Raw genomic sequence first — 1,088 nt, 5'->3', positions numbered from 1 at the left:
CGCTCAGAGATGTGTATAAGAGACAGGCCTGCGCCTGCACGACCTCGGCCCGCTGCGGGCGGCCCGCCGGAGCGATCTGCTCGCCCTGGACCTCACCGACCGGCGCAGCGGCTATCCGCTCCAGATGGTGGTCCGGGCCTCGGACGCCGGGCTGCGGGTCGCCGAGAGCGACGTCCCCTACCGGCCGCGCACCGGGAAGTCGAAGGTGACCGGCACCTGGCGCGGGACCTGGCAGGCGGTGCGCGACATGCGGGGCGTGCTGCGGGAACCACCGGCTGACCGCACGTCCGGCCGGATCGCGCGCGCGGGGACGGGGGCCGTCCGATGAACGCGTCCGGAGACGGGGACCGCTGGACGGGCACGTATGGGGACGAGGGCCGCCGCACGGGCACGCGCGGGGACGAGAGCCGTTTGACGAGCGCGTACGGGCCCACGGAGCTGCTGGTCATCGCGAAGGAACCGGTGGCGGGGCGGGTCAAGACCCGGCTCTGCCCGCCCTTCTCCCCCGCCGAGGCCGCCGAACTCGCCGCGGCGTCCCTCGCGGACACCCTGGACGCCGTGCTCGCCCTCCCCGCCCGGCGACGCGTCCTGGTACTCGACGGGCGGCCGGGCCCCTGGGTTCCCCCGGGCTTCGAAGTGGTGCCGCAGAGCGCGGGCGGTCTCGACGAACGTCTCGCCGCGGCCTTCGGCGGATGTACGGGGCCGGCCCTCCTGGTCGGCATGGACACCCCGCAGATCACGGCCGCGCTGCTCGCCCCCGCTCTCGCCCCGGGCGCCTGGCACGGTGTCGGGGCCTGGTTCGGTCCGGCGGAGGACGGCGGCTTCTGGGCCCTGGGCCTGGCGGATCCCGATCCGGCCCTGCTGCGCGGGGTGCCGATGTCCGTCCCGGAAACGGGTGCGGTGCAGCGGCGCAGGCTGGTGGGGGCGGGGCTCGCCGTGCGCGATCTGCCGGTACTGGTCGACGTGGACACCGCTGCCGACGCCCACCGGGTCGCGTCGGCCGCGCCGGGCGGCCGGTTCGCCGCGGCGCTCGGCCGGCTGACCGGGGCGGGGGTGCGATGAGTACGACCTGTCTCTTATACACATCT

General features: G+C 75.6%; 1 protein-coding gene and 1 pseudogene. Both read left to right on the top strand.

Annotated features, from left to right (window positions below; translation table 11 throughout):
* Positions 1-22 precede the first annotated feature (22 nt).
* Positions 23-328 (top strand): annotated as a pseudogene (locus CR470_RS38100) (glycosyltransferase); the annotation flags it as partial.
* Positions 325-1,062: a TIGR04282 family arsenosugar biosynthesis glycosyltransferase gene (locus CR470_RS38095; protein WP_257139073.1), complete on the top strand. Its 738-nt coding sequence runs from the start codon at positions 325-327 to the stop codon at positions 1,060-1,062. The pseudogene CR470_RS38100 and the gene CR470_RS38095, both read left to right, overlap by 4 nt.
* Positions 1,063-1,088: the final 26 nt, after the last annotated feature.

Source organism: Streptomyces sp. rh34 (assembly GCF_002551245.1).
Classification (GTDB): Bacteria; Actinomycetota; Actinomycetes; order Streptomycetales; family Streptomycetaceae; genus Streptomyces.
The sequence above is the reverse complement of the archived record's forward strand: the minus strand, read 5'-3'. Positions and strand labels throughout refer to the sequence as shown.